Source organism: Oceanobacillus sp. FSL K6-0127, assembly GCF_037983385.1.
GTDB classification, from domain to species: Bacteria; Bacillota; Bacilli; order Bacillales; family Amphibacillaceae; genus Oceanobacillus; species Oceanobacillus profundus.
In genome coordinates this window covers 2,245,090-2,269,593 of sequence record NZ_CP150287.1, presented here as the reverse complement: position 1 = coordinate 2,269,593, position 24,504 = coordinate 2,245,090, and the positions used below count along the sequence as shown (strand labels likewise).

19 protein-coding genes are annotated in these 24,504 nt (G+C 39.5%); 2 read left to right on the top strand and 17 right to left on the bottom strand.

What is annotated here, in order from left to right; translation table 11 throughout:
- Positions 1-44: 44 nt before the first annotated feature.
- From MHH64_RS11375 to MHH64_RS11340, 8 genes are all read right to left on the bottom strand, one after another.
- Positions 45-1,256 carry an FAD-dependent oxidoreductase gene (locus MHH64_RS11375; protein WP_251659949.1) on the bottom strand — a complete coding sequence of 404 codons (1,212 nt, stop codon included), beginning with the start codon at positions 1,254-1,256 and terminating at the stop codon, positions 45-47.
- The gene (locus tag MHH64_RS11370; protein WP_095307546.1) at positions 1,246-1,551 is read right to left on the bottom strand and encodes a (2Fe-2S)-binding protein; all 306 of its coding nucleotides are present in this window, start codon (positions 1,549-1,551) and stop codon (positions 1,246-1,248) included. Before MHH64_RS11370 ends, MHH64_RS11375 begins: the two co-directional genes overlap by 11 nt.
- Entirely contained in the window at positions 1,551-1,817 is a 267-nt protein-coding gene (locus MHH64_RS11365; RefSeq protein WP_158586310.1) for a (2Fe-2S)-binding protein, read from the bottom strand. The genes MHH64_RS11370 and MHH64_RS11365 overlap by 1 nt, the downstream gene beginning before the upstream one ends.
- Positions 1,818-2,165: 348 nt before the next feature.
- A complete protein-coding gene (locus MHH64_RS11360) occupies positions 2,166-3,125 on the bottom strand; it encodes an ornithine cyclodeaminase family protein (protein ID WP_340001782.1) in 960 nt (319 codons plus the stop codon).
- A gap of 241 nt (positions 3,126-3,366) precedes the next feature.
- Positions 3,367-4,857, bottom strand: coding sequence for an aldehyde dehydrogenase family protein (locus MHH64_RS11355; RefSeq protein WP_340001781.1), 1,491 nt, complete (start codon positions 4,855-4,857; stop codon positions 3,367-3,369).
- Between the two features lie 22 nt (positions 4,858-4,879).
- Positions 4,880-6,508 (bottom strand): thiamine pyrophosphate-dependent enzyme, encoded by a 1,629-nt coding sequence (locus MHH64_RS11350; protein ID WP_251660034.1) that lies wholly within the window; start codon positions 6,506-6,508, stop codon positions 4,880-4,882.
- Positions 6,509-6,543: 35 nt separating this feature from the next.
- On the bottom strand, positions 6,544-7,710 hold the full coding sequence (locus MHH64_RS11345; RefSeq protein WP_095307555.1) for an aminotransferase class I/II-fold pyridoxal phosphate-dependent enzyme: 1,167 nt from the start codon (positions 7,708-7,710) through the stop codon (positions 6,544-6,546).
- A 69-nt stretch (positions 7,711-7,779) separates the two neighbouring features.
- Positions 7,780-8,946: an FAD-binding oxidoreductase gene (locus tag MHH64_RS11340; RefSeq protein WP_340001780.1), complete on the bottom strand. Its 1,167-nt coding sequence runs from the start codon at positions 8,944-8,946 to the stop codon at positions 7,780-7,782.
- Between the two features lie 158 nt (positions 8,947-9,104).
- On the opposite strand from MHH64_RS11340, the gene MHH64_RS11335 reads away from it, so the two are divergent.
- Together MHH64_RS11335 and MHH64_RS11330 are read left to right on the top strand one after the other, a co-directional pair.
- Positions 9,105-10,289, top strand: a complete 1,185-nt coding sequence (locus tag MHH64_RS11335; protein ID WP_340001779.1) for a sugar diacid recognition domain-containing protein — start codon at positions 9,105-9,107, stop codon at positions 10,287-10,289.
- Between the two features lie 403 nt (positions 10,290-10,692).
- On the top strand, positions 10,693-12,129 hold the full coding sequence (locus MHH64_RS11330) for a sodium/proline symporter (RefSeq protein WP_251659942.1): 1,437 nt from the start codon (positions 10,693-10,695) through the stop codon (positions 12,127-12,129).
- A 126-nt stretch (positions 12,130-12,255) separates the two neighbouring features.
- On the opposite strand, the gene MHH64_RS11325 is transcribed toward MHH64_RS11330, so the two are convergent.
- The 9 genes from MHH64_RS11325 to nadC all read right to left on the bottom strand — a co-directional run bounded on the left by MHH64_RS11325 (position 12,256) and on the right by nadC (position 24,347).
- Positions 12,256-13,800 (bottom strand): sodium/solute symporter, encoded by a 1,545-nt coding sequence (locus MHH64_RS11325; RefSeq protein WP_095307561.1) that lies wholly within the window; start codon positions 13,798-13,800, stop codon positions 12,256-12,258.
- Positions 13,797-14,144 (bottom strand): DUF485 domain-containing protein, encoded by a 348-nt coding sequence (locus MHH64_RS11320; protein WP_340001778.1) that lies wholly within the window; start codon positions 14,142-14,144, stop codon positions 13,797-13,799. Before MHH64_RS11320 ends, MHH64_RS11325 begins: the two co-directional genes overlap by 4 nt.
- A gap of 87 nt (positions 14,145-14,231) precedes the next feature.
- Positions 14,232-15,956: an acetate--CoA ligase gene (acsA, locus tag MHH64_RS11315; protein ID WP_303450871.1), complete on the bottom strand. Its 1,725-nt coding sequence runs from the start codon at positions 15,954-15,956 to the stop codon at positions 14,232-14,234.
- 142 nt (positions 15,957-16,098) lie between these two features.
- Complete coding sequence (locus tag MHH64_RS11310; protein WP_095307564.1) at positions 16,099-16,851, bottom strand: LytTR family DNA-binding domain-containing protein; 753 nt, start codon at positions 16,849-16,851, stop codon at positions 16,099-16,101.
- Between the two features lie 7 nt (positions 16,852-16,858).
- Entirely contained in the window at positions 16,859-18,598 is a 1,740-nt protein-coding gene (locus MHH64_RS11305; protein WP_251660030.1) for a LytS/YhcK type 5TM receptor domain-containing protein, read from the bottom strand.
- Positions 18,598-20,142 (bottom strand): cation acetate symporter, encoded by a 1,545-nt coding sequence (locus MHH64_RS11300; protein ID WP_251659940.1) that lies wholly within the window; start codon positions 20,140-20,142, stop codon positions 18,598-18,600. Before MHH64_RS11300 ends, MHH64_RS11305 begins: the two co-directional genes overlap by 1 nt.
- A gap of 298 nt (positions 20,143-20,440) precedes the next feature.
- Positions 20,441-22,378, bottom strand: coding sequence for a TRAP transporter permease (locus MHH64_RS11295; protein WP_340001777.1), 1,938 nt, complete (start codon positions 22,376-22,378; stop codon positions 20,441-20,443).
- Positions 22,379-22,470: 92 nt separating this feature from the next.
- Positions 22,471-23,478, bottom strand: coding sequence for a TAXI family TRAP transporter solute-binding subunit (locus tag MHH64_RS11290; protein ID WP_095307573.1), 1,008 nt, complete (start codon positions 23,476-23,478; stop codon positions 22,471-22,473).
- Positions 23,479-23,501: 23 nt separating this feature from the next.
- Complete coding sequence (gene nadC / locus MHH64_RS11285; RefSeq protein WP_251660028.1) at positions 23,502-24,347, bottom strand: carboxylating nicotinate-nucleotide diphosphorylase; 846 nt, start codon at positions 24,345-24,347, stop codon at positions 23,502-23,504.
- Positions 24,348-24,504: the final 157 nt, after the last annotated feature.

The following is a 24,504-nucleotide window of genomic DNA, read 5'->3' as shown; positions in this document are numbered from 1 at the left end:
CAACTCCTCAAACAGCTTTTTCATTCTATAAAGTGAAACTTCATTCAGTAATGATTTACCTCACTGATCCGGGATAAACGCTCTAGCTTTTCCCTGCCGTTTTCAAGCCCTGGGTGAAATTTAATAACAGCGTTCTTTCGCTCTAGGCTAACTTTTTCTTTTGCCTTTTTTATTAATTCCGGTCCGTCCTTTACTAATCCTATTTGATCACTAATGACGGTACCTACTAGTTCCCCTTGTGCCATGGCAACCTTTGCCCCCTCAATACCAGTGCTGTTTCCTGCCACAAAAACACCTGATTGTGTTGTTTCCAATTGGTCATTATACAAAGGTATAAGACCACCCAATTCCTCGATATGAACACACTCACAACCAGCTGCACTCGCAAGCTCCACTAATGGAAGGAGCCCTCCAGATATACAAACACAATCAACAGAGATTCGTTTTTCTTGTTTTCTTCCAAGCTGTCCATTTCGATCCACTGTTGCTATCTCAATTTCTTCCACTATGTCATTGCCAATAATTTCAACTACTGCCTTTCTTAAATGTAACGGAATCCCCCATACTCTCATGCCAAATGGCGGATAGTAGTTTACCCCAAGTTTTTGCACAGATTCTTTCTGTCCTATCTTTCCAAGTAATTTAAGCATTGGATTTGGAGCTAAATGCGATAAACTAGAAAGATAGGCAATCATCTTTAATGGATTCGATTTATCCGATGAAAATGCATTTAATGGCGGAAGATAGATGCCAACAACATCAACTCCAGCCATTTTAAGGTCATAGGCAATTGTTAAAGAAAGTACATCAAGTCCGATGATGGCAACTCGGTTTCCTGGTTTTACACGCTGAATATTTGCCAATACTTGTGCTGCTCCAATCGCCATAACTCCTGGTTTTGTCCAGCCTGGAATTGGGATTGCTTTTTCCGCAGCACCTGTTGCAATTAAAACAAAATCTGATTCTAATTGTTCTCCATTATTCAACATCACTTTCCATTTTGGATAAATTCCCCAAACCTCACACTCGAGGAAACATGGAACACCTAATTGTTTTATTTTATTTTCCATGTTTCGTGCAATTTTCTCGCCAATCCACCATCCCGATTTAGGTTCTTTATAGATCTGACCTCTTAATTTTCCACCGGGAACTGGATTTTCATCGACCAATGCTACTCGTGCACCGTGAGATGCTGCAATAATGGCTGCCCCCATTCCTGCAGGACCAGCACCGATAACTACTAAATCATATTTCATCAGCATCTATCCCTTGAGAAATGATCTTCATCTGATCTTTTACACCTGTTACACATGCTCTTACACTTCTTTCACCATCAACTGTTACACGACATTCATAACAGTGACCAATCCCGCAATAGATTCCCCGTGGTTTTTTTCCTTTTTCTGAATACCGTAAAATCCGTATATGATTAGCAAGTAATGCTGCTGCGATTGTTTCTCCTTCAAATGCTGGGTAATCCACACCATTGTACGTGATTCGTACTTCTTTTTTGTCGATATAACCAAGGATGGGATGTTTTTCTATTCTCATTACGAAGGATCCTTTCTACTTTGAGATAGATCAGCTAAACTTATTGGACGTACTGGGTTCTTATATGATACATTATTGAATTCTCGGATATCTATATTTGTATAAAAAGTCATAGCCTGCTCCAACAACACGCGACACGTACGCCCTTGACATATTCCCATTCCAGCTCGTGTTTCCATTTTGATTGCTTTTAAAGTTTCTGCTCCGTTTTGAATGGAAGTGATAATGTCACGTAACAATACTTCTTCACATCTGCAAATGATCATGTTTGAATCATCAACTCCCTCCATCAGCTTTCAATAAAGTGAAGCTTCATTCAGTGGTTTTTTTCATCTCCACAGAATGTTAGCACCACAAGGGTATGCCTAAAGGCCCTTGAACAGAATCGGAATTTTACGGGCGGTTAATCCCCCATTTACATTGTTTTAATTACCTCACATTCTTGATGTGTGAGTTTTACTGCCCGTAAACTCGTAATAAATGAATTTTCTATTAGTTCAATTTATGAAAACGGATACTAATTCATACATGAATAACAACAGATTACATTTAAAATTTGTTCCTTTGCGCGAGAGAAGAGAAGGTATTACTTATTGCAGAAGACTATATTTTCTTTACAAAGTAAGCGCCGTACCAACCCCTTTATCCATAGCCTTTTGATAGATTGTATTCGCAACGACTACATCAAATAATGCCATTCCAGTTGACTTAAATACAATTGTATTTCCAAGAGTTGGTTTTGGTTCACTTCGAATATAAGTAGAGATTTTTTGTACAGCGTCAGGTTCTATCAAGCCTTGAGCTAGAGGATAAATCAGGTCACCCGATTCAGCTATTGCATGTTCCGTATCTACTAAAATGGTGTCTGTAAGTTCATAGAGCGCTTCCGGAAATTCTTGCATGGATGGTTGATAGGAGCCGACCCCAATGATGAGCTTATTTCGAAGAAGATGCTTTTTATTTGGAAGAACGGGTTCACTTGAGCTTGTGGAAGTAATAATAATATCAGCGTTCTTTATCGCTTCTTCTGCAGTAACCATAGGATGCAACTGAATCGATGTACCAATCCAGCCCTCTAGCTGCGTGATAAAATTGGGAAGCTTCTCTGCACTCCGATTATAAAGGTAAATATCCGTAATCGACCTTTGGGAGCAGGCAGCCACAGCCTGGTAAAGACCTTGTACTCCTGTTCCAATAATCGCAAGTCTTGCAGCATTCTTTTTTGCTAAATGGCGCACTGCCGAGCCACCAACAGCGCCTGTCCGTAAACCAGTTAAAAAAGATCCTTCTAGAATACCTTTTACCTCCCCTGTTTCACTACTATTTAGTATGACAATCCCTTGAAGCATTGGTACATGCTTATTATTTGGAAACAGTGTCACGAGTTTCGTTCCTATTGCTCCTGAAGTTATGCAGGGCATTAACAATAATGTGTTTTCCTTTTCTGAAACATGCATTCTATGCGGCATTTGAAATTGATTTTCTTCATATAATTGATAAGCTGAATCAACCGCGTCAACTACATCATTCATTGTAACTGCTTTTTGTATATCCTTTTCATTTAGAAATAACATACACATTCGTCCTCCTGCCTCCATTAGGTCTTTTTAAACATTTGAAAGCAATCCTAATTTCCTCTCCCTAATTCAACATCTGAATTGTTACATTTATATTATTTCTAGAAGAGATAAGACATTATATCTACTTGTTAAAATGATGTGGATTAAAAACAATCAGGAGCCTGATGCTGGTCAAGCTCCCTATCCATCCATGTTTATTCACATAATGCAATTTGCCACATGTATCGTTACTTCCTCATACATCAATCTGCGCACGCTGAAGTGTTCCACTATAATCAACATACACTGCCTTCCATTCTGTAAATACGTCGAGAGCCTGGACGCCAGAATCACGATGACCATTCCCCGTTCCCTTTGTTCCCCCAAACGGCAAGTGAATTTCTGCCCCAGTTGTACCTGCATTCACATAGACAATTCCTGTATCCAGATCCCGCTGTGCTTTAAATACACGATTGACATCATTTGTGAAAATTGAACTGGATAGACCATACTCGACTCCATTATTTACTTCAATTGCCTCTTCAAAGCTTTTTACAGGTATCAAGGATACAACAGGACCAAAGATCTCCTCTTGTGCAATCCGCATATCTGCTGTTGCATCGGTGAACAATGTTGGAGCAAAATAGTTTCCTTGGCGATATTCTCCTTCCGTTAATTCATAGCCGCCAGCAAGCAGTTTAGCACCTACATTTTTTCCAATTTCAATATAGCTTTTTATCTTATCTATTCCGGCTTTGTTAATAATTGGACCAACCTTAATGGACTCATTTAAACCATTACCAATCGTTAAATTTTCCATCGCTGCTAGTAATCGTTCTTCCAATGTTTCTTTGACAGCTTCATGCACAATTACTCGGCTGCATGCTGTACAGCGTTGACCGCTTGTGCCAAATGCGCTCCATAAAATCGCTTCTACGGCAAGTTCAAGATCTGCATCATCCATAACAATCACAGCGTTTTTACCACCCATTTCTAATGAAACCTTCTTCAATTGCTTTCCGCATGCTGCAGCAATATTTCGCCCCGTATCATTTGACCCTGTAAACGAAATAACCCGAATGTCTGTATGATGAACGAATGCATCACCAACTGTAGATCCAGAGCCAAATACAACATTTATTACACCTTTTGGCAGACCAGCTTCTTCAAAGATTTTGGCTAATTCATACGCCATAATTGGAGTTTCCGTTGCAGGCTTCCATACTACTGCATTTCCAGCGATGATTGCCGGAAACGATTTCCACGTAGCAATCGCAATTGGAAAATTCCATGGGGTAATAATTCCAACAACACCAACTGGTGCTCGCTGACTCATCGCGAATTTATTCTTTAATTCTGCTGGTGTCGTTTGGCCAAAAAGCCGGCGCCCTTCCCCAGCAATATAAAAGGCCATATCGATTCCTTCTTGCACTTCTCCACGAGCTTCTTCAATGACCTTCCCATTCTCCTGAGTTAAAAGCTGCGAAAGCCTTTCTTTCCGTTCTTTCAAGAGATAACCAACACGATATAGTACTTCAGCCCGTTGTGGTGCTGGAACTAGCGCCCATTCCTTTTGCGCTTCCTTGGCTGCCTGCACTGCTTTCTCTACATCGCTAGTATTAGAGAGTGGTACTTGAACAATTTCCTCACCTGTCGCTGGGTTAGTAACACCAGTAGACTCGCTTACTTCTACCCATTCACCATTAATGAAGTTTGCTAGTTTTCTTGTTTCTAATTGTATTGCCATTTTGACACTCCTCCCTAACTATTCATTTTCCACGTAATCCCGTAATTGTCTGTGAAACAGAGATTTGTTCCATTTCGGTCATAATTTCAATCACAGCTACTCGCCCTTTCGTTAACGCTTTGTCAAAAGCAGATGCAAATTCCTCTGGAGAATTAACTACATATCCGTCTGCTCCCATACTGATGGCTAGATCTTTAAAAGAAACCTGTCCTAAATCTGTACCAATTACTTTTTCTGGGTAATGCATTTCCTGGTGCATCCGGATTGTTCCATACATATTGTTATTAAACACAAGGCAAATAATCGGAATCTGATAGCGAACCGCTGTCTCGAGTTCTTGCACTGTCATCATAAATCCACCATCACCTGATAAGGAGACCACCTGTTTCGTCGGAAAAGCAAGCTTTGCCCCAAGTGCTGCTGGCATGCCATATCCCATTGCACCCGATGTTGGTCCAATGTATGTATGCTTTTCCTTAAATGTATAAAATTGGTGCAGCCAGCCTGCGAAATTACCTGCGTCATTCGTTAATAAGGCATCATTCGGTAGTTTGTCCTTCAAGATTTCGATTACTTTTCGATTAATCACGTCATTCCGACGAGCTTTTAAATCAGTTGCTTTTTCATAAGCTTGCCGTCTTGCTAATGTCCAATCCTCCCAATTTATAGGCATCGATAGTTCATTTAGTAAGCGTAAGGTCTCCTTCGCATCAGCTACAATCCCAACTTCTGGTGCATACACCTTGCCAATCGTGTCATAGTCAATATCAATATGGATTAATTTTTGGCTGGAGCTTATAATCGTGTAATCCTGTGTGGTCACTTCTGATAACCTTGTTCCTAGTGCGAGAATAACATCTGCTTCACGAACGGTTTCAAGTACTTCTTTTGGCGCACCTAGTCCAAGATGACCAGCATAATATTTGTTCTGATTTGGAAAGACATCATGCCTTCGAAATGCTGCAAGTACAGGTAGTTTGTTTTTTTCCGCAAATTCAATTAATAACCTTTCTGCCCGTGCGCTCTTTATACCACCCCCCGCAATGATGATTGGTTTTTTTGCCTCTAAGAGATGTGCCTTCACCTGGCTCAATTCCTGATTAGATGGTGCAGGTCTAGGCGGCGCTAGCTTCGGACCAAATTTCATGAGCGCTTTTACGGGAAGAATGTCTTCTGGTAAAGAAACAACAACGGGTCCTGGTCTTCCAGTTTGTGCGATTCGAAAGGCCCGGCTAACGATTTCCGGTGTCCGTTCCGGATCTGTAATTTCAACAGCCCATTTCGTAATTGGTTGAAAATAGCGATCTAAATCAACTTCTTGGAAGCCTTCTCTTCCTCTGAACTTACTGCTGACCTGACCAAGGAAAACAACCATTGGAGTTGAATCCTGATAAGCTGTATGCACACCTATCGCCAGATTACTTCCACCTACAGCTCTTGTTGCTAAAACAACGCCTGGCTTTAATGTTGCTTTCGCATATCCTTCTGCCATAAAAGCGGCACCCCCCTCATGCCTAGCAGAAATAAGCTGAATGGATTGTTCATCGTAGAGGGCATCCAGCACTGGCAAGTAGCTCTCACCAGGCACACAGAAAACCTTTTGTATTCCTTCTCGTTTCATACATTCAACAATCGCCCTAGCAGCCGTCATGTTTTCTTCTTTCCTAATCAAGATGGGTTCACTCCTCATCCAGCTAAGTTTTTCATTCGCTTGATTACTTCATCTAAACGCTCTTCTGATACGGACAAAGATATTCGAAAATGCCCTTCCCCACCAGGACCAAACGCAGTTCCCGGAGTTACAATGATACCTAATTCGTCTAATAGCTTATCGGCAAATCCAGCTGATGTAAATCCATCCGGAACGTCTACCCAAAGAAAAATCGTGCCTTTTGGCTTATATGCTGTCATCCCCATTTCAGCCAGAGCGTTGTAGAGTTTTTCCATTCTCTTTTTAAAAATTGCACTGTTTTCTCTAACCGTTCGATGATCACTTTGCAATGCAGCTGCTGCAGCTAACTGGATAGGAAGAAATTGACTTGTGTCAATATTGCTCTTTAATGTTGCAAGCGCTTGAATAATTTCTTTATTGCCAACAACATAGCCGATTCTCCACCCAGTCATGTTATAGCTTTTGGATAATGTACCAAATTCGATCGCAATATCTTTCGCATTCGGAACCTGAAGCACACTAGGTGATTTATACGTATCAAATGTTATAAGGTCATAGGCAGCATCATGAGCAAGCAGGATATTATTTTTAGCAGCAAAATCAACCGCCTCGGTAAAGGTCGATAATTCAACCGTAGCTGCTGTCGGGTTACTTGGATAATTTAAAAAAAGTAGCTTTGCAGCTTCTCGCTCGCTCTTGGTTAGTGCATCATATTGTGGAACATAGCTGTTTTGCTTATCAAGTGGTAAAGATACTGCATCTCCACCAGCTAGATGAACGCCCATTCGATAAACGGGATACCCCGGATCAGGGATAAGCACTGTATCACCCGGATTGATTACTGCCTGAATAAGATTCACAATCCCTTCCTTTGTACCAACGAGTGTTAACACCTCGGTATTCGAATCCAGCTCGACACCATAATGTTTTTTATAAAAGGAAGCAACCGCTTCTTTAAATTCCTGATTCCCGCTGTATGGAGAATAACGGTGGTTCGCAGGGTGCTTTGCTTCTTTTACTAAAACATCATAAATAAACTCTGGTGTTGGTAAATCTGGTGCACCAATTCCTAAATCAATCACATCGACCCCTTTTTCTTGCAAGGCTTTTTTCTTCCTATTAAGCTCTGAAAACAAATATGCCGGCATATTTTTCACGACGTCGGATACAAAATCGTTCATTCTGTCTCCCCTTTTTTAATACCATCATTTTTCACTGTTACAAATTCTTTTTTAAACACAAAATAACCATCATACAATTGCCTCTTCAACAATCAATTTATTGTTGGCAAATCTTTCGAAACATAACGGAGTTAAATCTAGTGTTTCATAAGCACCAGTAAGAATGAGCTCTGATAATCCTTTACCTACCGCTGGAGCTTGTTGCATGCCATGCCCGCTAAATCCACATGCCAAATAATATCCTTGCAGCTCAGGATGACCTCCTATAATAGCGTTCTGATCAAGTGTGTTATGGCTATACATCCCTGCCCAGCCTCGAATTATTTTTGCGTTTTCAAAGTTTGGCACCCGATGGCTTAATACCGCCCATAAATGTTCATAAAAAAAATCGCGTGACCATTTGAAGTCAATACCCGGCTTTACTTTTTCGGAATAACCCGCGATCAGGAATTTACCTTCATGCCGGAAATAAACACCCGTTGGATCAATGGTTAAAGGCAATTCATTCGTTAAGGGTTCCGAAATATCAAATTGAATAATTTGGCGCTTTAATGGGACAACAGGAATTGGCAAACCAATTGTTTCATTTAATGCTGGTGCCCAAGGACCTGCACAATTTATAACAATTGGTGCATGGTATATCTCATTATTCTTTAACTGAACACCCGCAACTCTGTTTCTTTCTTTAATAATTGTTTCAACTTCTACATATTCGTACACTCCACCAAGCTGCTTGGTTTTGCGAATGTATCCTTGCATAACAGAGTAAGGATCTAAATATCCATCCTCCTTACAATAAAGCCCTCCTTGTAAATCATCGATATGCAACTCAGGAATAATTGTTTTCAGTTCTTCACTTGATAACAGCTCGGATGGCACACCATATCTCGCTTGTAATTGCTGTTGCTTAATTAGTGGATTTCTATTTTCATTAGTTGATAGAAATAGGTAACCATTTTGCTTAAAATCAATTTCTGCTTTTTCAGAGTCAACAGCCATGTCTTCCGCAAATGTCACATACTTCTTTAAGCTATACCTGCTAATCTGAATATTAATTGCTGTCGTAAACAATTGCCTAATACCTCCTGCACTTCTTGGTGTAGAGGCAAATTCATACATCTTATCTTTCTCAAACAAAGTAATTTCTCCTTCAAACCCATCGTTTAAAAGGTTAAATGCGATACTTGATCCAATAACCCCGCCACCAACAATAATGATATCTGTCTTCTTAACCAAATCCGCACCTCCAAGCCCATTTAAAAATCATATAATTTATTTATAGCTTCGTAATATCAATAAATCTATAGGCAAGATGTACAAAAAATTAAGTTTTCTATATTTTCTTAATTATGTTACTGTGTTAATATGGTGTTAAATAAATCAAAAGAAAGGAGGTGGCGATTATTAAAGGTTTCGTGCAATTTGCACAGAAAATAGTTAAATCGACTTCAGATATATTACCTTTTCCCATCAGCTTAATTGATGAAAATGGCTGGATCATCGGATCAACCAACCCCGACCGGATCGGAACAGTTCATCCCCCTTCCAAAGAGGCTTTAAAGAAAAATACTGTATTAATATATGATGAGGAAAAAACAAAAAATATGAATAATGTTCTTCCTGGTGTCGTCATTCCACTGACATTTGAGAATAAAGCTGTTGGAGTACTTGGTATTATCGGTCCACCAGAACAAGTAAAGCCATATGCATACCTAGTGAAAAGCTATGTAGAAATAATGTGGCAGGATGCAATTCATCGACAAACAAAAGAACTAAGTGTGAAAGCGGCCGAAACATTCGCACAATATGTTTTATTAAATGATACACATAATCAGCAAACACTGGAGCAGTACTGTGACATGTTTCAGATAAATTATAATTCAAATTGGTTTTGCATTGTTATAGACATCGGAAATGCTTTATTAAAAAATACATCGATACACCATAATGTTGGGGATATAAAATCAGAATTGCTGGAATCAACACGTCGAGTATTCCTATGCAAGCAGGATAGTCTTTGTACATTTTTAAACTCGGAAAAGATAATTTTATTAACTTCGGTCCTAAGCAAAGAGGCATATATAGATAAGCTTCGTTGTTTTGAAAAGCAAAGTTTAAAATTAATGACTGTTCTACGATCCTTTCAAATTATGCATACCTCTATTGCAATTGGCAGCCTATCACAAACAATTGCAGGAATATATCAATCATTCCGAGAAGCAAACAGCTTAATTCAATATGGTGGCCAATTGGACATCACACCTAAAATTTACAGTTACCATGATTGGAAAATGCTACTCGGTTTGCTTCCAGAACAAGTGAATGCTATTTACAATGATAAGCTTGCATTCAGGTTATCACCATTATTCCAGGATAAATCTGCTTCAGAGCTCGCAAAAACATTTATGACTTACTGTGAGGCAAATATGAATACGAGTAAAGCAGCAAAAAAGCTCTTTATTCACCGCAACACACTTATTTACCGGTTACAAAAGATTGAAGAAATAACATCACTTGATACAAAAAGCTTTGAACATTGTATGCTTCTATACTTAGGGTTAAAGAAACATTTTTCTTAACCACCCAACCCACCATTTAATGAAGGTGATTATTGTAATCGCTTTCATATCTTTTTGTGCAATTTATATAGATACATTAATTACCCTTAACCTCTTACCTGCATAAGCATGTTATCCATTTATTTATACATTCCAAATATATCGGTGGAAATGGTATAAATTTTTTGTGCAATTATGCTGTATTTTTTATTCTCTCATTCTTATATAAATAGAATAATATTATTAATCTATTTTCATAAACAAAATAACTCGTTCATCCATTGCAATCAACAGAAACGATTGAGTTACAGTTCCCTCAACACGTGTTCTAGAAAAAAATATGCAACAGGAGTTGGTATATGACCAATAAATAGTACTGATTTCAACTTTTTGCAGTATTTGAATTTAACATTTGGAGGTTGTTATGAATACGATTATTTTAGTTGAATTTATTCTTTACTGTATTGTAATTGTTTGGATAGGCTACTATTTTAGTAAAAAAACGAAGACTCAAGCTGATTATTTATTAGGTGGAAAAAAACTGCCTGGCTGGGCTTTAGCCTTTTCTGAGCGTGCAACAGGAGAATCTGCTTGGCTACTATTAGGTTATACCGGCTTTGTATTTATGACTGGTTTATCAGGTATATGGGTGGCTGTAGGAATTGCATTAGGAATTATTTTTGCTTGGTTAGTTTTAGCAAAAAAATTTATGGCAGAAACAGATAAATATAATGTGATAACACTTCCCGATTATTTAGCTGTTCGCTTCGGTGAAAAAGCAACCATAATACGCTGGTTAACAAGTATTTTAATTGCTGGATTTTTAATGTTTTATATTAGTGCTCAGATGGCTGGTGCTGGAAAAATGTTATTTACAACATTTGATATCCCTCCGGTCATTGGTATTCTAATAGCAACAGCAATTATTATTTTAACGGCTTTTGCTGGTGGGTTTATTTCGGTTGTTTGGACAGATATGGTACAGAGTGTGATGATGTTAATTACATTGGTCGGCTTACCGATTGTCGCACTCGTTTACATTTATACAAATGACTTATCAATTAGTCAATCCCTAGCTGCTTCAGATCATTCATTTAATTCTTGGTTTGGTGGATTGACTGGGTTTTCATTAGGTGTTCTTTTTTTCAATAATTTTTCCTGGTTCTTCGGTTTTTTAGGTGGGCAACCACAACTTAGTGTACGCTTTATGGCCCTGAAGAATAATAAAGAGGCAAATCAGGGTAGTCTCGTTGCGATTGTCTGGACATTCCTTGCATATGGAGGCGCATTTTTAATTGGTCTAGCTGCAATAGCAATATATGATCAAGGAACATTCACCGATGTTGAAACCCTTTTGCCTGCAATGGTGCTTCATTTAATGCCACCGTGGATAGCGGGGCTTTTACTAGCCGGTGTATTAGCAGCAATTATAACGACTGCAAATTCACAGTTATTAGTAGTTACGAGCTCTGTTACAGAAGATATTATCCATAAAGCATTAGGTATTAAGCTTACGGATGGGCAACTTGTATGGCTATCCCGGCTGTCAGTTGCATTTTTTGGGCTTGTCGGTATGGTCATTGCGTTGGTATCAGAATCATTAGTCTATCTTATAGTCAGCTGGGCATGGGCTGGTGTTGGCTGTACCCTTTCTCCCGCTATTCTAATGACATTTTTCTGGAAACGTTATTCAAGTGCAGGGGTTATTGCTACAATTTTGTCTGGATTATTCGCAACAATCATTTGGATAAGTACACCACTTGAAGGAATCGTTACCTCACGTTTTACAACATTCTTCATCGCAGCTTTCTTTGGAATTGTCTTTAGCCTTTTAATTCCAGATAAAAAAGAAAACACATAAGCACTCCCTGCACTAAATAGTAGATTCAATTAATATTGATCAAACTATAGCATAATGACAACTAATATATTCCCTACACAAAAATGCTTGCAACATTTCAGCTGCAAGCATTTTTTCTATTTCTCTCTAGTGACTCACACCACTCCGCTTATAACCTGTATTTGCCTTCACTTTCACTTCTGCATAACGTTTTTTATCCGTTTCTTTCGATAATATCGTTCCTAAATATCCTCCCAGAAACCCAAGTGGTACCGATACAAGTGCTGGATTTGTAAGCGGGAAAATTGGTTCTCCTACAAATAATGCTGCACCTTCAACTGGTGAAAAGACACTTGGGCTAATCGATACAAGAAGTAATGCAGATAGTAATCCCGTCAGCATTGCTGTAACTGCCCCCGCAGTATTGAATCTTTTCCAATATACAGTATAAAGAATAACCGGTAAGTTTGCACTTGCAGCAATACAAAAGGCAAGTGAAACTAGAAATGCTACATTTAAATATTGTGCAAATAATGCTAAGACTATAGATAGAACAGATACGGCTAATGATGCGTAACGAGCTGCTCTTACTTGCTCTTTTTCCGTTGTTTTCCCTTTTTTTATAATTTGACCGTATAAATCATGAGCGAATGCCGATGCACCGGATAGTACAAGACCGGCCACTACCGCTAATATAGTGGCAAAGGCAACTGCCGAGATAAAGGCAAACAAGAAATCTCCACCGATTGCTTGTGCGAGTAGCGGTGCAGCCATATTCCCACCAGGGTTTGCTGCAATAATTGTGTCATAACCAACAAATGCCGCTGCTCCAAAACCGAGAAACAGGGTGAGAACATAGAAGATACCAATCACCCATGTTGCGATAACAACTGAACTTCTTGCTGTTTGCGCATCTCTAACCGTGAAAAACCGCATAAGAATGTGTGGTAATCCTGCTGTACCAAGAACTAACGCCAACATAAGTGATAATGTACCAAGTGGTTCTGTATACTGTAAACCAGGCATTAAATATGCTTCCCCATGTGCCGTTACAGACTTTACATCGGTAAACATCTGTCCAATATTAAAATTAAACTTCAATAATACGAGAAATGTCATGATGACCATCCCAGCCATTAGTAGTACAGCTTTTACAATTTGAACCCAACTCGTTGCAATCATACCGCCAAATAATACGTAGATTGTCATCATGACACCAACAATGAGTACAGCCATCCAGTAATCTATGCCAAACAATAGCTGGATGAGTGCCCCAGCACCAACAAGCTGTGCGATCATATAGAACGTACTAATAGTAATTGTGTTCAGCGCAGCCGCTCCTCGAACCTTCCTGGCATCAAAACGAGAATTAATCATATCAGCAAGTGTGTATTTACCAAGATTACGCAACGGTTCAGCAACTAGGAATAGCACAACTAAATATGCAATTAAAAATCCAATGCTATAGAAAAACCCATCAAATCCAAATAGTGCAATGGCACCCGCAATTCCTAAGAAGGATGCCGCTGACAAATAGTCACCTGCAATTGCCAGGCCATTTTGCATGCCAGTGAGTCCACCGCCGGCAGTATAAAAATCACCAGCCGTTTGCGTCCTCCTGGCTGCAAAAAAAGTGATGATAAGTGTTAATAGAACAATTGCGAGAAAAAGTATTATGACTGTAGGGCTCATCGACCATCTCCCCCTTGATCCATTTCTTTTATAATTTGGTCTGCTTGCTTATCAAAGGAAGCAGCTTTTTTCACATAAACTGTGCATAACACCCATGTCATCACAAATTGAGCCAAAGCGAACAGCCATACCCAAGAAATATCTCCAATCACTGGTGTATTTAAAAAGGTCGTATAAGAAGTTAAGATTGGCAGTAAAAAGTAAAATACTAGGAAAAAGATTGTTAATGGTACAATAAATTTCTTCCGATCATGCATTAGCTTTTTAAAAGATTTACTTTCGGTTACTTGAACATAGTCTATCTCTTTTGTAACCTTTTGCTTATATTCTTTTTCTGCACCCATATGCATCCTCCTCGGATTTTGAGCTAGGAGGTTTTCTAAGCCCCTGTCTTAGAAAACCTTTCCATCCCTAAAATAGTTTACTAACCTCTATTCTTCCATCGTTGATAAGTCACCTGTTGGCAAACCGAGATCCCATGCTTTTAAGACACGGCGCATAATTTTTCCACTTCTTGTTTTTGGTAAAAAGTCCCGTATTTCAATTTCCCTAGGTGCAGCATGTGCCGCAAGCCCTTGCTTAACATATAATCGAAGCTCCTCTTGCAATTCATCTGTTTTCGTATAACCATCCCTTAAGGCAACAAATGCTTTAATAATTTCGCCTCGGACCGGATCAGGCTTTCCAATTACGGCCGCTTCTGCAACAGCAGGATGTTCAACGAGCTTGCTTTCGACTTCAAATGGCCCAACACGTTCACCTGAAGTTTGAATAACATCATCATCCCTTCCACCAAACCAAAAATACCCATCTTCATCCATTGAAGCCAAGTCCCCTGACTCAAACCAACCATCTACTGGAAAATATTGATTAAAGCGTTCTTCATTTTTCCATACCGCTCGAAGCATGGATGGCCATCCAGCTTTTACACAGAGCTTACCCATTTGCCCTTGTGGAAGTTCATTGCCTGCATCATCTAAAATTGCAGCTTCAATACCTGGAAATGGTTTGCCCATCGAACCTGGCTTCATTTCCATGGAGCGATAATTGGCAATGATAATGCCACCTGTTTCTGTCATCCACCAATGATCGTGAATCCTCAATTTATAAACTTTCATTCCCCAATGTACGACTTCTGCATTTAACGGTTCACCAACACTTAAAATATGCCGCAATGAACTTAGATCATATTCTTCTGAAACATTATCACCTACAGACATCAATCTTCGAAATGCTGTTGGGGCACTTAGCCACACCGTGACACCGTACTTTTCAATCGTTAAATACCAATCTTCCGGACTAAAACGCCCTCCACGAATGAGGTTGGATGCGCCGTTTAACCAAGGTCCAAAAATCCCATAGGAGGTACCAGTTACCCACCCAGGATCAGCTGTACACCAATAAATGTCCTCTTCCTGCAAATCCAATACCCATTTAGCGGTTTGATAATGCTGAATCATTGCATTATGAGCATGTAAGATCCCTTTCGGCTTTCCAGTTGAACCAGAGGTATAGTGTAAAATCATTCCGTCCTCACGGTCTACCCATTCAATTTCTAAATCGCGCGAGGCTTTTTTCATTTCTGTTTCGTAATTGTAAAACGTAATATCTTCCGTGTTATCTGGCAGTTCATCTTCACCAACTAAAATAATCTGATTTAAATGAGCAAGCTCTTTATATGGCACACGCGGCAAAAGATCCTTCGTTGTAATCAACGTCGTCGCATCACTATTTTCTAACCGATCCCGTACAGCCTGCTCCATAAAAGCTTCAAATAATGGGCCAACAATGGAGCCATTTTTCAAAATCCCTAGCAAACTAATATAAAGCTCGGGTGATCGTGGCATGAATAAGAAAACTCGGTCACCTTTTTCGACTCCAATAGTTCGCAATACATTCCCAAATTGATTGGATCGTAATTTCAAATCCCGGAATGTATATTTTTCGTCCCGATTTTGATCACTGTAATAAAGTGCAACTTTGTTCTTTCTCCAGCTCTCTGCATGGCGATCAATTGCTTCATAAGCCATATTTACTTTTCCAGTTTCGTACCAAGAAAAGTTCTTCTCTACATCTTTCCAATTAAACTCCTGATATGCTTGGTCATAATCTGGCATATTTACTTTCTCTTTAACGGCTGCAAATGTCTCAGTCACTCTGTATTTCCTCCCTTTATTATATTTTCAGCTTTTTTGTAAGCGCTTACCGAGATTATAAAGGAAGTTAACATACAAGTGAGGAAATCCGCTTCAATGGTTTAAATTTACGATTGAATTGTTTTAATAGTGTTATTAATGGTTAATTTCCAAATAGATCAAAAAGATGTTTCCTCGCAGCCCGACTAACGGGAATTGTTGTTTGTTTTTTATCTTTTAATGTGACATTACTTGTTCCGTTGAACCAAGGTGTAATCTCCTGGACATGATTCAAATTGACAAGGTAACTGCGATGGGTCCGAAAAAAAGCATAGCCCTGAAGCTTCTTTTCCAGCTCTTGTAATGTCATCCTGCTGTGAATTATCTTATCCTCTGTATGTATCTCTAACATCCGCTTGAATGGAACGGCATAATAAATTGCATCCGGAGACAAAACAACCGTTCGATCGTTATCATCTATCAATAATTTCGTCGCCTGAGTCCTGCCTTGAATTGATAAATCCTGGCCATTTCTCTCTGCTTGCTGCATTCGTTTGCGGATACGATTCATTGCTGTTTGAAACCGTTCTGTATCATATGGCTTCAGCATATAATCAATCGCTTCTATTTCGAAGGCTTCTACTGCATATTCATCATACGCAGTGGTAAAAACAAATAATGGGACTTTCATGTAAGCAAGCTCTGTTATTTTCTTCGCTGCTTCTACACCACGCATACCTGGCATATGGACATCAAGAAAGATAACATCTGGTTCATGTTCAAGGTATAGCTCTACTAATTGTTCCCCAGTTTCCGCACTTGGCAACAGCTTTACATCTTGTTCTTTTTCTAATAAATAGATTAATTCTTCACGTGCCAGTTGTTCATCCTCCGCAATTATCGTGTGAATTTTCATATAAAACCTACCTTTCTTTATATGGGATCGTAAAATAAACCTCACTACCACTCACAGGTAAATTCCGAACATGTAAGCGTGCTTCCTCACCAAGCAGATTTATTAAGCGCTGATTCACATTATATAAACCGGTCCCGCCATGCTGGTTTTCCGTCAGCACAACATTTCCAACCTGAGATAGAATTTCTTCAGAAAACCCTCGCCCGTTATCTCGAACACTTATTTTCATTCGATCACCTTTTCGTTCCATCGTTACCTCAATTCTTCCTCCTTCTGTAACGTGCTCCAGTCCATGCCCGACACTATTTTCAACAAGTGGCTGGATTGATGACGGTGGAATAAGCAGATGGGAAATTCCTTCTGGCTGTGTAAATTTAATTTGCAAGCGACTCGTAAATCGGGCTTGAATAATCGCAATATATGCTTTGACATGTTCCGCTTCCTTTGTAAGTGACACGAGATGTGTGGAGACAAGCTTCAAATTGAACCGCATAAAGTGCGCTAATTGAACGGTGATATGTCTTGCTTTTTCAGGGTCTTTACGAAATAATGCTGCAATCATATGCAGGGTATTAAATAAAAAATGCGGATTGATTTGCGCTTGTAAACTACTCAGCTCTGCATCGCGCGTATGTAATTCAATCCTTTCCGCTTTGATTGTTTTTAATTGATTTTCGATCAATTGTCCGAGACCCTCTGCTAGCATGAGCTCAACCGGACGAATATGCTGTGCTTTAAGAAAGTATAATTTTATCAGTCCAATTGTTTTACTTGCTTCTAATATTGGAATAATAATGACAGCTTCTAATGGGCAATTTTTATTGGAACATTGAATTTCCGACTGTGAATAAGCAACAAGCATCCCCTGGGTTTCCACTGCCCGGTGTGATAGTTTTGTCGTTAACTGGTTACCTTTCTTGTGATGGTCACTCCCTATCCCTTTATGTGCCATTACTTCTTTTTCATTTGTAACCGTAACCGCTGCTAATTTTAAACGGGCATAGAGAAGACCCGCAATCCCTTCAGCTTTTTTTTGAAAGGAATCTTCCTTTAAAAAAGGTAGTGCTTCTTCTGCTATCGTCAATGCTTGCTTTGTTGCAAATGCTGCTTCATTTTCCTGCTCTCGCATTACAATGGCAATCATTGCTGTAAAAATTGCAATGGCAATACTATTCGATAATACAACTGGTAATCCGATCGTATTAATCATGGCAATCATTTCCCTATCCTGCGAATCAAAAATAAGTAATAAATGCATAAGTAAAATGGGTGGGAAAATCCCAATAAATAGTGCTTTTATTGGTGAGATAACTCGTTCTTGTGAAAAAAATCGCGCCGTAAATCCTGCCATTATTCCTGTTAAGGGATTCACGAGGCTATTCGCTAAAAATCCTATCCCCCCTAAAAAAAACAAATGCGTACCAGTAATAATCCCAGCTCCAAGACCAACGATTGGTCCTCCTAATAACCCCGCAATTACAATAGCAACTAAACTAGAACTAACAACCATTTGATTATCCCTTACATCCCAAACAAATGCTTGGACTACCGTAAAGTCACTCCCGATAACGACTCCGGTTAGTGTCCCTGCAATTCCAAACAAACCAAACACACACGCATGAATAACTGCCATTTTAAAACTAAATTCACGATAAAGCAGTGACCTAAATCCAGGGCTTCTTGTAAGGACAAAGGCAATAATCAATAATAAACCTAAACGTTCGAATAAAACGATTGTCAAATACATCACGGACGATCTCTCCTTGCATCAATCCCTGTTTGTGATTTTAGATAGAAAGCATGGAATGGAACCGTATCTTCTTGTCCTTTACGAGATATTTTCGCTCCAAAATACGCCCCTAAAAATCCAATTGGTATTGCAATTATTCCTGGGTTATAGAGTGGTATGAAGGCATCTCTTGCAATCCAACCTCCATCTAAATTCATCACGTGTGGTCCGACTAATAGCAGCAATAAAGATGCTGTTAAGCCACAGACCATTCCAGTAATTGCTCCAGTTTGATTAAACCGTTTCCAATAGATGGTTAATAATAGTACTGGCAGATTACTAGATGCTGCAACAATAAATGTTAGCGAAACAAGAAACGTTACATTCATATTCCTTAACCCAAGTGCACATAACGTTGATAGAAGGCCAATAAAAAAAGCGGTCCAGCGCGCAGCACGTAAGCGTTTCTTCTCTGTTGTATTACCTTTTTTAAGGATATGAAAATAAATATCATGCGAGAAAGCAGTCGTAGCCGAAATGACTAAACCAGCTACAACCGCTACAATTGTTGTAAAGGCAATCGCAGCGATAAATGCCATTAGAAAGTCGCCACCCAAGTTCTCCGCTAATAATGGTGCAGCTAAATTTCCGGATGGATCAAGCAAAACCAATTCCTCAAACCCAACTAGTGCAACCGCACCCAGCCCTAAAACAAGCGCAATCAAATAAAATACACCAATAATCCAGCTCGCAGTTAAGAGAGATTTGCGCACTTCTACCGTATTACGGACGGTAAATAATCGAATTAAAATATGTGGCAAGCCGGCAGTACCAAGAATTAAGGCAAGATGAAGCGAAATTGTTTCAATCGGGTTATTAAATAAATGACCTGGTAACGAAAATTGATCACCTAATGGAGAACCGAGTGCAACTTGTTCTAAGAGGGCTGAAATACTCCAATTAAACCGAGAAAAAACAATGAGTGCGAGTAGAAATGTACCAGATAAAAGTAATACTGTTTTAATGATTTGGACCCATGATGTAGCAAACATTCCACCAAAAACAACATAAATAGTCATTAATAATCCTATAATTAACACAGAAGTTGAATAATTAATATTTAACAATAAACGAATCAACAATCCTGCAGCAACTAATTGAGGAATCATATAGAGAACCGAAATGATTAATGCACCAACAGCCATCACTCCACGCATTTTATAACTCGGAAAGCGTGCGCAAATCACATCTCCTAGTGAATATTTGCCCAAGCGGTGTACTGGCTCAGCAATAAAGAACAATACAATTAAATATGAAACTAAAAATCCAATCGCATACAAGAAACCATCAAAGCCATTAATCGCAATGGTACCAACAATTCCTAGAAAGGAAGCTGCACTTATATAATCCCCTGCAATTGCCATCCCATTTTGTGTACCTGTTAAACTACCAGCAGCAATATAGAACTGGTTGGTTGTTTTACTTTGCCTTGCCGCCCAATAGGTAATAATTAAGGTACTAACGACAATACAGAGAAAAAATAGTAGATAGGTAATGTTCATCGGCTCACCCTCGTTTTTTTAAGGTAGAGGATCATTATTCGAGAGCTAAATCCTCATGCTGTATTGTTAAATGCACATTTTTTAAAATATGTAAAAATAAATTCAATTCTATATTTTTATTTTACTATAAATTTTATATGATAGGGGGTTAGAAGTAAAGGCTTGCGCGTAGGTTGATTCAGTGTTCTTGAACTACCTGAAGTCTTGGCAGCTCTCGTTCTCCTACTTCATAACATACAAAACGAGGCATTATCAAGCTACAATATTACCTTGATAACACCTCATTCGATAAAGCTGACTAAGATCGAAGTTCAGTAGCTCTAACAGGCATTTCTTCTTTTCTTTTATTCTGTGAAACATAGACTAAAATAATAATTACGATACCAAGTGTGCTCGTCCATAGATTAGCATACATAGATAGCGCACCGCTCACAACTAATAGAATCCGCTCCAAAACATTCGTCCGTGTTTTTAACCAGCCAATCACCCCTCCTGCTAGAGCCGTGACACCAATAACAGCAGTCAAGAGTGCCAGTAATACTTCTACAAAACTTCCGTCCATTAAGAGGGCGGGTTCTAAGACAAACATGAATGGGACAACAAAACCGACAATACCTAGTTTGACAGCCTCTAGTCCTACGCGGTTCGGGTTTGCCTCGGCAATTCCCGCTGCGGCATATGCGGCAACAGCAACAGGTGGGGTAATTGCTGAAAAAATTGAAAAGTACACAATGAAGAGATGTGCAGCTATCACTGACACCCCTAATTCGATTAAGGCTGGACCTGCAAGCATCGCTGTTAGGATGTATGCAGCAGCAACCGGCATTCCCATCCCTAATACGATACAAATCAGCATCACAAGAATTAATGTCGGAAACAACATCCCTTCTGTTAATCCAAGCACAATACTCGTTACCTTTCCACCAAGACCAGTTGTCATAATACCAGCAATAATAAGACCTGCGGCGGCACAGGCTGTTGTTACAGGAATTGAGGACCTTGCGCCATCCACTAATGCCTCATAAGTCTTTCGCACGCCCATTCGTGTCTCTTTGCGAAACCAGCTAACAATGATTACTGCAAGGAGGCCATAGAATCCTGTACGTGAAGCACTGTAACCTTGCACTAAGAGAACAACTAGTACAATTAATGGAATAAAATAAAACCAGCCTTCTTTAAGCACTTCGCTGACTTTCGGAATATCTTCCTTGGCAGGTCTTGGTAAATCAAGGCGCATGGCCTCAAAATGAACCATCACAAATAAAGAAACATAATATAGAACGCCAGGAATCAATGCTGCAATTACAATGGACCCATATGACATTTGTGTCACTGCGGCCATTAAAAACGCCGATGATCCCATAATCGGAGGCAAAATGCTTCCCCCTGTAGAGGCAGCAGCCTCCACTGCTGCTGCAACCGCTGGTGTATAGCCTGATTTTTTACTAACCGGAATCGTAAAGTTACCCGTAGTCACAACATTTGCTGTTGGGCTGCCAGAGATAGAGCCGAAAAATGCACTAGCAAGAACTGCTACCTTTGCAGATCCTCCTCGCGTTCTTCCTGCAATAGCTGTTGAAATCCGAAAGAAAAACTCCCCGGCACCTGATTTTTGCAAGAACGCACCAAACAACATAAACATAAACACAAATGAAGCCGCTACAGAAATTGGCGATCCCCAAAGTCCATTAAAGCCGTAGGTGAGCTTTTCAATAAACTCAACCGCAGACATTTCCCGATGACCAAATAGCCCATCGAAATGATGGCCCCACAATGTATAAGCAAACCCAATAAACACAAGAACAATAATTGGAAAACCAATCGTACGTCGTGTTGCCTCAATCGTTAAAACAATAAACACAAGTCCGAAAAAGAGATCCCAACCTGTTAATGGATTCATAATTGGTATTCGAACTGCAATCCGCTCAGCATGGAACGTGAAATAGATACCCGCACTGATTGCCAACACAACAAAGGAATAGTCAATCAAGCTAGGCTTATGACTTCGAACTGCTTCCTTTTTTGAATAGCCATAAAGTAAAAATGTAAGTGCAAGAATAAATGCTAAATGGATTGCCATTTGATTAAGTGGATCAAGATTCCCAAAAATTACAGACCAAATTTGGTAAACAGACAATCCAAATGCAAAAAATATAAAAAGCTTCATTGGGAGGCTGGATAGATTACGCTTGTATCCTTCCACCAGCCATCTGGTTAATACTGCTTTCCTGTTCACAACGCAATGACTCCTTTCGAGAAAAAGCAAAACCTAGTAATCTTTTCTAAAGCAAGCAATCTGGCGCGCCCTCAATAGAACACAAAATAATATTATGGAAGCATTCCTTTCTCTCGGAAAAATTTTTCCGCACCTGGATGCAGTGGCACATTACCAACTTTCATCATGTTATCTTCTGATAGACTATTAAATTCCTTGTGTACCGTTCTAAGATAGTCAAAGTTTTCATAGATCGCCTTTGTCATCTGATAGACATCTTCTTCCGGAACATCTTTATGCGCAATAAGTATTGCCGGGGTGCTAACGGTCGCTACGTCTTCCTCTAAAAAGGGATATGCAGTAGCATTAATCGTTCCTGCATCCATTCCAAGCTTTTCAGATACACGCTCGATCACCTTTCCATTTAATTCAAGCATTTTCAGACGCATCAATGTTGACGCTTCGATAATATCGCTTGAAGGCGCTGACACCGCATCTCCACTAGCGTCAATCCGATTATCGGCCATCATTTCAAATGTTTTCGATCCAGATAAATAATCAATCGATCCTCCCCAAGAAATAATGTCACCATAGGAGATTCCATATGCTTCTAAAATGTTGCGGGTAATAATTTCACCCGCTGCTCCCTTTTGATCGACTGCCAATCGAATTGGAGCTTTTTGCTTAATCATCTCTTCAAAGGAATCATAGTAAACGTCCGCAGCAACTATAAATTGATAGTAATTTGCCGGGATCACAACACTTACAGATCGAATATCTTCATAGGGCTGATCATATGGCTCATCACCACTATATGCTGCGTAGGAAGTCATCGCATAGGATAACCCATACGGAACAGTTCCCGTAGCGACAGTTAGTGGGTTTTCCACGATTCCACCTGGTTCCACCGTAATAATAGCTCCTTCATGTTCCCTGCGAATTGATTCTGCGATTCCTTCAGCAAAAACAGACCAAGCACCACCAACCCTTCCACCAACAATCGTTGTGTGAAAAGTCGCTTCCGATTGAACCGCCCCTTTTGCTTCTTGTTCGTTATCTTTTTCACATGCAGTTAGGAAAACAAACCCAAAAATAATTGCAATAACGATGGTTTTGTTCATCAAACGGCCTCCTGTTGCTGGCTTTATTTTTTACTTCCTTCATTCACCTGCAAGCTAATATCCAATGCTTGAACAGAATGTGTTAATGCACCTAATGATATGTATTGCACCCCAGTATTTGCATACGTTGCTAGATTAGCAAGCGTAATTCCACCAGATGCTTCGGTTACGATAGAAGCGGGTACAAGATCGACAAATTCTTTTACTTCCTCTGGACTGCGATTATCGAACATGATAACATCTGCTTCTGCATCTACGGCTTCCAATACCTCGCTTTTATTCTCTGTTTCCACTTCAATCTTTATCATATGACCAAGTGCAGCACGTGCTTTTTCAACCGCTTGTGTAATTGATCCACAATAGGAAATATGATTATCTTTAATCATCACACCGTCATATAATCCATTTCGATGATTCTTCCCTCCGCCAGAAGTAACTGCATATTTATCAAACATTCTTAGACCTGGCATTGTTTTTCTTGTGTCACAAATACTGATCGATGGATCGTTTAAGGCTTCTGCACAGTGGTTCGTCATCGTCGCAATTCCACTCATACGCTGCAAAAGATTTAAGATTACACGCTCTCCAGAAAGTATGGAACGGACAGATCCATAAACTTTTGCAATCACCGTTTGTTTTTCAATTTTATCACCATCATTAAAATGCAGCTCCACCTCCACTTCAGAATCCAGTAAATGATAGGTTTCCTTAATAATAGAGAGTCCAGAAAGAACTCCCGCTTCTTTCACGATAAACAAGCCTGTTCCCAATTGTTCCCTTGGGAAAATAGAATCGCTCGTCAAATCTTGATCACCAATATCTTCGATTAAAAATGTTTCGAGTGCTTTTCGTAGTTTGATTGGATTCATAATCGTTACTCCTTCACTTGTTGTCAGTCTGATTGTGATTGTTTTCACATTAAAGACATTAGAATACGCTTACTTCTAGAAAGACTAGCAATCCTCTAGAGACAAATCTAGGTTCAGCTACTAGATAAATAGTCATCTGTCTTGACATCTATATTTA